We start from the raw sequence: 7,334 nt of genomic DNA, 5'->3' as shown, positions 1-7,334 counted from the left end.
ATAAAATAAATTTATAAAGATTGAATATAAATTATTGTTTATGTAAATAGAGAGATTATATAATTATATTGTAACGTTAAAAATATTTAGTAAAAAATGAGGAGAAGAAAATGAAAGGGATAAGGGGTTTTTATAGTAATAATAAAGCTATTATTATTATAGCTATAAGTATTTTAATATCAATAATATGCTTTGCTAGCTATAAAAATATTAAAGCTAAGAATAATTATAATGAAAGATTAGTTGAAGTTGAAAGTTTAATTCAAGAAGGAGAATATACAAAAGCTATAGAGAAAATAAAAGAAATTAACGAAAGTATAAAAGGGTTAGACCGGAAGTATTTAATGTATCAAGAAGTATTAGAAAATTATTTGTTAATAAACTTTGATAAGGACAAATTTCAGGCTAAAGAAGAATTAAATGATTTTTATGAAAAGTATGAAGAAGAGCTTAAAAAACCAGTATTTCATAGACTATATAATGAAGTAGTTAAGCAAACTGAAGAATTAGAAAGTTATTTTAGAGAGGTAATAGAAGCGAAAAAGGTTATTGAAGATAATATATCTGGAGATATAGATAAGGTAAAAGTATTAATAGATGAGTTTAAAAGTAAATATCCGTTAGAAGATATTACAGAATTAGAAAGTAAGTACAAAGAAAGGGTTGAATATATAGAGAAAGAAAAAGAAGAGAAATCAGTAGTAGAAGAAATAGACTATGAAAAAGACATTAATAACTCAGGAGCCACGGAAGGAAGTGGTAAAGGGATAGGAAGTACATTAGCTGCACAGAATTCAAGTCAAATAATTACTGTCGTAAGTAATGGAGGGTCATATGGAGAGCTAGTTATGTGGGAAAAGGATGGCAGTGACAATTGGATAGAAGTAGATAGGGTAGCTGCAAGACTTGGTCAAAATGGAATGAAGTATGCAAGTGAAGTATATGAAATGGATAAGTGCACACCAACTGGTATTTATACTGTTACAGAGGCATTTGGAATTAATGGTAACCCAGGTAGTGGAGTGCCGTATAGGGAGTTAGATGGATCAGAGTATTGGGTTGATGATGTAGATTCTGAATATTATAATACTATGCAATTTGGAGAACCAAATGGAAGGTGGGCTTCAGCTGAAAAGTTAACTGATTTTGGTGGATATTATAATTATGCACTTGTTATAGATTATAATAGATGGCCAGTAATATCAGGGAAAAGTTCAGCTATATTCTTACATTGTGATATGGGGATATATACTTATGGATGTGTAGCTATACCACAGAATAATCTAGTAAATTTATTAACCTGGTTAAATCCTAGTAATAATCCGGTAATAATATTAGATTTTACTTATGAAGATATATATACTAATTATTAGTGAATAAAGTAAGGAAAATGCATTGTGATAAAATGGTATAAAAATGCCTTTAAAACGAGCATATTAGCTAAAAATTATGTAGTATAATAATAAAGTAATATAAAATATGATAAAAAAGTATTAAAATAGTATTGACATTGTATAAATGGTAATATATTCTATAGATAATAAGTTGATTTAAAAGACATTCGTTGAAGAGAAAAAGTAAGTATTGATTTGTTCCACAGAGAGTTGGTGTTTTGCTGAGAGCCAATGTCCAAGAGATATCTGAAAAATCATCTCTGAGAAGTAAAGGTGAAAAGTTATTGAGTAATCTTTACCGGAGGCTCACCGTTAAAAGAGAGGCGTATTATGATGTACGTTTGCTAAGTGCTATAATAGGTTTATTTTTTCATAAGCTATTTTATAGAATTAGGGTGGTAACGCGGTTAACCCCGTCCCTTTATTTTAAGGGACGGGTTTTTTTATATTTAAGTGAAGTTCTAAATCAATTATTTAGTTAACTTAAATAAACATACAAAATTTAATTTGGGTACTTGAAGTTACACAAAGTATACGACTACGAACGTATGAGAGTAGTGAGTTTAATTAATAAAGGGGGCGATCTTATGGAGATTGACATTGATATTGTAAATATAGGTAATAGATACAAAGAATAATATATTAGATTATTGGGGGAATTATCATGAAGAATTTATCAAAAAAAGATTTAGTATTAGTAAGCTTAATGCTTTTTTCATTATTTTTTGGAGCGGGAAATTTAATATTTCCACCATTTTTAGGGCAGGCAGCAGGTAGTGCTACATGGATTGCTATGGCAGGGTTCTTTATAACAGCAGTAGGATTTCCTGTTTTAGGAGTAATAGCAGTTGCAAAATCAGGAGGATTATATTTATTAGCAAAAAGAGTTCATCCTGTATTTGCTGCAGTATTTACAGTTTTGATATATTTATCAATAGGCCCAGGACTTGGTATTCCAAGAGCAGGAAGTTTACCTTTTGAAATGGCAGTAGCGCCTTACTTACCAGAAGGAGTATCAGTAAAATTATCATTATTTTTATTTACATTAGTGTTTTTTGCTATTGCTTACTGGCTTTCTTTATCACCAGCTAAACTTGTGGATAGAATGGGTAAAGTTTTAACACCAACATTATTATTATTAATTTTAGTAATATTTATAGCAAGCATATTTAGACCTCTTGGGGGATATGGAGAGGCAACAGGAGAGTATATGACATCTCCATTTGTAAAAGGATTCTTAGAGGGTTACTTGACAATGGATACTATAGCTGCACTAAACTTTGGAATAGTAATAGCTTTAGCTATAAAATCTAGAGGGGTTACTGATGACAAGTTGGTTGTATCAAATTCTATAAAGGCTGGAGTAATTGCTGGTAGCTTATTAATAGCTATTTATGCAGTTTTAGGACATTTAGGAGCAACTAGTGGAGGAAAATTTGGCGCTACTGAAAATGGAGCTCAAACATTAACTAATGTGATAACATATATATTTGGGAAGCCAGGGGCTGTATTGTTAGCAGTAATATTTACACTTGCTTGCTTAACAACTTGTGTAGGATTAATAACCTCTTGTAGCCAATATTTTGCCACATTAACATCTAAGGTTAGTTATAAAGGTTTTGTTAGAATACTAGCTGTATTAAGTATGGGAATTGCAAATATGGGATTAACACAAATACTTTCTATATCAGTACCAGTATTAAATGCAATTTACCCAATAGCTATTATGTTAATTGTTTTAGGAATGATGAATAAACTGTTTAATGGAAATACCATTGCTTATAGGTTAACAATATTGTTTACAGGAGTTGTAAGTATTGTAGATGCATTAGGTCAAGTAGGCATTAGAGTAGGAGTTGTTACTAGATTATTTGAAAAGCTACCACTTTATCCGCAAGGATTAGGATGGGTTGTACCGGCTGTAGTGGGTGTTTTATTAGGAATTATAATTAAGTTCGGTAAAGAAAATATGAAGGATTTAAATTTGGAAACTAACTAAAGTAATTTAATGATTGTATAGACAATATTTGATAGGTATCTGTCTATACAATTATTTTTATGCATAAAATTATTTGATATATTTGTTTCATCAGAACAACGTTTACAAAATGGAGGGAAAGAAATGAATTTTTATCAAAAATTTGAGGGGAAAATAATGGACTTTGGGACAAAACTTAATAATTTAAAGCTATTAAGAGTATTACGTGATTCTTTTATGATATCATTCCCATTAATAATATTTGGATCAATAATGTTAGTTATAGCTAACTTACCATTCCTTGATAAGGTACTAAGCCCAGAAGCATTGACTAATTTAAAAAATTTCTTAGGACCAGCATCAATGACTACAATGTCAATAACAACAATCTTTGTTACTTTAGGTATTGGTTATTATTTTAGTAAAGAAGAAGGTGTAGATCCTATATTTGGAGCAGCTATTTCTTTAGTATCTTTCTTACTTTTAACTCCTACTGCTAATGGTGGAGAATTAGGAAGTGTATTACAAATAGATAGATTAGGTGCTAAAGGAATGTTTATCGGTATGATAGCAGCATTTTTATCTGCATATATGTATACATTCTTTGTAAAGAAAAATTGGACAATAAAAATGCCGGATACAGTACCGCCAGCAGTGTCTAAATCTTTTGCAGCTTTAATACCAGCGGTTTTAACATTAACAACTTTTTTAGTAATAAATATAATATTCACATTTACGCCCTGGGGAAATCCACATGACTTTATATATGAAATAATACAAACACCTTTAACTAAATTAGGTAGTGGGATTTCAGCAACAATAGTAGCAATATTCTCAATTCAAATTTTATGGTTCTTTGGATTACATGGACAAATTATTGTAAATTCAGTAATGGATCCTATATGGAATACATTGTCACTTGAAAATTTAAATGCTTTCCAAGCTGGTACAGAAATGCCAAATATAATAACAAAACAATTTATAGAAACATTTACAGTTGGCCTTGGTGGAACTGGTATGACTCTTATAGTAATATTAGCTATATTAATATTTATGAAGAGTAGACAATTAAAAGAGATAGCAAGACTTGCAGCACCAGCTGGATTATTTAATGTTAATGAGCCGGTTACGTTTGGATTACCAATAGTTTTAAATCCGATAATTGCTATTCCTTGGATAATAGCACCTGTTGCAGCAACTTTAGTGGCATATTTTGCAATGGCATCAGGATTAGTTCCAGCAACAACAGGAGTTGCAGTACCGTGGACAACACCTGTATTGATAAGTGGATTTTTAGCTACAAATTCTATTGCAGGTTCAATACTTCAATTAGTACAAATGGCATTAGTGTTAGCTATATGGTTCCCGTTCTTAATGGCGTTAGATAAGAAAAACTATGAATTAGAAAAACAGGAAACAACAAGTGTAGCATAAGAAATAAAGTGCGAAGCACTTTAGAGAAAAGTTTGACTTAGTCAAAGAGCAAGAGGTCACTTGGTGACGACCAAGAGATTTACAATATTCAAGAATAATAAACTTATACTTTACTAAAAAAGCTTTCGGATATTTACGAATTAAATATCTTGGACTGATGTAGGCACCCTTGGTCTCGACGAAGTCGACTTTTCACTTGCGCACTTAGTGCGCATTTTTTTTAACTATCTTTTAGCATAATAAACTATTGAATTGTTAAAGTGTTTATTAATAGAATACTCATAAACTCTTCCGTTAGTAAGATAACCTATATTTTCAACTTGAATAGCTAGGTTAGATTCTTTGCAATTAGAAAGTTCAGTCTCTTCTTCGGTAAGGATTATAGCAGATATATTCTTTATACCATGAGAAATTTCATAATTATTATCGTACTCAATATATGAAAGAAGACTTGCTTCACAATTTTGTTTTGTAAGGTTTGGAAAAAGTGATACAGGCATATAAATATATTCAATATGATCTATTCTTGTGTTAATACATCTCAATCTTGTTATATACCAAACTTTTGAGCCTTTAGATATCTGTAATTTTTCGCAAATATTATCATCTGCAATTATTTGACTTAGATTTAAAACTTTAGTATTTATATCTTTAGCAGAATAAAGATCGTACTGAGAGCTTAAATTTAAAGAGTAAGTGCATGGTAATTCATTTACAAAAGTAGGGCCACCGTGAGATTTTCTTGCATAGCCTCGTTCTATCAATACATCCATTACTTTTCTTATAGTATGTCTATTACATTCATATTTTTGCGCAAGATGAGCTTCAGAAGGGAATTTAGAATCCTTTTCTAATTCGCCACAAACAATACTTTCTATTAGATCTTTTAATATATCTCTACTTTTCAAAATTTAAATCCTCCTTTAGCTACTATATTCTAATAATATTATAGTAAGTAATTATTTTCAATAAAGTATTACAGTATTATGAATCTTTAATTTTGTATAGACAGATGGTGAAAATATTTATTATAAATATTAAAATAATAATACTAAAATATGTTTGGAGGAAAATAATAATGGCAATATATAAATTTCCAGAGAATTTTACATGGGGAGCAGCAACTTCAGGCCCACAAACAGAAGGATGGAGTGATAAAAGTAGCTTTAGTATATACGAGCATTGGTTTCAAACTGAACCAGAGAAGTTTCATAATGGGGTAGGACCAGCAGTAAACTGTGATACTTATAGAAAATATAAAGAAGATGTTAAGCTTATGAAGGAAATTGGGTTAACTAGCTTCAGAACATCAATTCAATGGACAAGATTAATAAAGAATTTTGATACATGTGAAGTAGATCCAGTTGCAGTGGAATTTTATAATAACTACATAAATGAAATAATTGATGCTGGAATAGAGCCGTACATTAACCTTTTCCATTTCGATATGCCAATAGAATTACAAAATAGAGGTGGATGGGAAAGTAAAGAAGTTGTAGATTTGTATGTTAAATATGCAAGCAAATGTTTTGAGTTATTTGGAGATAGAGTTAAGAAATGGTGTACTTTTAACGAACCAATAGTTCCGGCTGAAGGGGGATATTTATATAAATTTATGTATCCAAATATATCTGATTTCAAGAGAGCCATACAAGTTGGATACAATACTATAGTAGCTCATGCTAAAGCTGTAGAATCTTTTAGAAAGTTAAAAACTGGAGGAGAGATAACAATAGTATTAAATCTTACTCCATCATATCCAAGGTCTGAAGATAAAAAGGATTTAGAAGCATCAAGAATTGCAGATGGTATTTTCAATAGATCTTTCTTAGATCCAGTAGTACATGGTAATTTCCCAGAGGATGTAGTAGAGTTATTAAAAAATAATGATTTATTACCAGAGTATACTGAAGAAGAGTTAGAGGTAATAAAAAATAATCCAATAGATTTCTTAGGAGTTAACTATTATCAACCAAGAAGAGTTAAGGCTAAAGAAACAGAAGTAGATCCTAATGCACCTATAATGCCAGAAACATTCTTTGATTATTATGATATGCCAGGAAAGAGAATGAATCCTTATAGAGGATGGGAAATAGCACCTCAAGTAATGTATGATGTAGCTATCAATATAAGAGATAATTACAACAATATTCCATGGTATATATCAGAGAATGGAATGGGAGTTGAAGGTGAAGAAAGATTTAGAGATGAGAATGGTGTTATAAATGATGATTATAGAATAGATTTTGTAAAAGAACATTTAACACATCTTCATAAAGGAATAGAAGAAGGATCAAATTGTTTTGGATATCATTTATGGACATTTATAGATTGTTGGTCATGGGCAAACTCATTTAAAAATAGATATGGATTCGTTTCATTAGACTTAGAAACAGGAAAAAGAACTATAAAGAAATCAGGAAGATGGATAAGAGAAGTTTCTGAAACAAATCAGTTTGAATATTAATTTTATAGAGAAAATTTCATAAGATAAATAATGAAAGTACAAGACTTGATTTTAAGGACTT

5 protein-coding genes and 1 other annotated feature are annotated in these 7,334 nt (G+C 30.2%); of the genes, 4 read left to right on the top strand and 1 reads right to left on the bottom strand.

Annotation, left to right across the window (positions count from 1 at the left end; translation table 11 throughout):
- Positions 1 to 110 precede the first annotated feature (110 nt).
- The 3 genes from H8S20_RS18150 to celB all read left to right on the top strand — a co-directional run bounded on the left by H8S20_RS18150 (position 111) and on the right by celB (position 4,806).
- On the top strand, positions 111 to 1,373 hold the full coding sequence (locus tag H8S20_RS18150) for a L,D-transpeptidase family protein (protein ID WP_186861006.1): 1,263 nt from the start codon (positions 111 to 113) through the stop codon (positions 1,371 to 1,373).
- 182 nt (positions 1,374 to 1,555) lie between these two features.
- Positions 1,556 to 1,818 (top strand) — a binding site (T-box leader).
- Positions 1,819 to 2,058: 240 nt separating this feature from the next.
- Complete coding sequence (gene brnQ / locus H8S20_RS18145) at positions 2,059 to 3,393, top strand: branched-chain amino acid transport system II carrier protein (RefSeq protein WP_186861005.1); 1,335 nt, start codon at positions 2,059 to 2,061, stop codon at positions 3,391 to 3,393.
- Between the two features lie 123 nt (positions 3,394 to 3,516).
- Positions 3,517 to 4,806: a PTS cellobiose transporter subunit IIC gene (gene celB, locus H8S20_RS18140; RefSeq protein ID WP_186861004.1), complete on the top strand. Its 1,290-nt coding sequence runs from the start codon at positions 3,517 to 3,519 to the stop codon at positions 4,804 to 4,806.
- Positions 4,807 to 5,030: 224 nt separating this feature from the next.
- On the opposite strand, the gene H8S20_RS18135 is transcribed toward celB, so the two are convergent.
- The gene (locus H8S20_RS18135; protein ID WP_032117725.1) at positions 5,031 to 5,714 is read right to left on the bottom strand and encodes a GntR family transcriptional regulator; all 684 of its coding nucleotides are present in this window, start codon (positions 5,712 to 5,714) and stop codon (positions 5,031 to 5,033) included.
- A 170-nt stretch (positions 5,715 to 5,884) separates the two neighbouring features.
- Between H8S20_RS18135 and H8S20_RS18130 the strand changes: the two genes are divergently transcribed.
- Positions 5,885 to 7,273: a glycoside hydrolase family 1 protein gene (locus H8S20_RS18130; RefSeq protein ID WP_186861003.1), complete on the top strand. Its 1,389-nt coding sequence runs from the start codon at positions 5,885 to 5,887 to the stop codon at positions 7,271 to 7,273.
- Positions 7,274 to 7,334 lie beyond the last annotated feature (61 nt).

The organism is Clostridium hominis, assembly GCF_014287825.1.
Lineage (GTDB): Bacteria > Bacillota > Clostridia > Clostridiales > Clostridiaceae > Clostridium > Clostridium hominis.
Note: the sequence above shows the minus strand (reverse complement) of the source record. Positions and strands in the feature narration are given on the sequence as shown.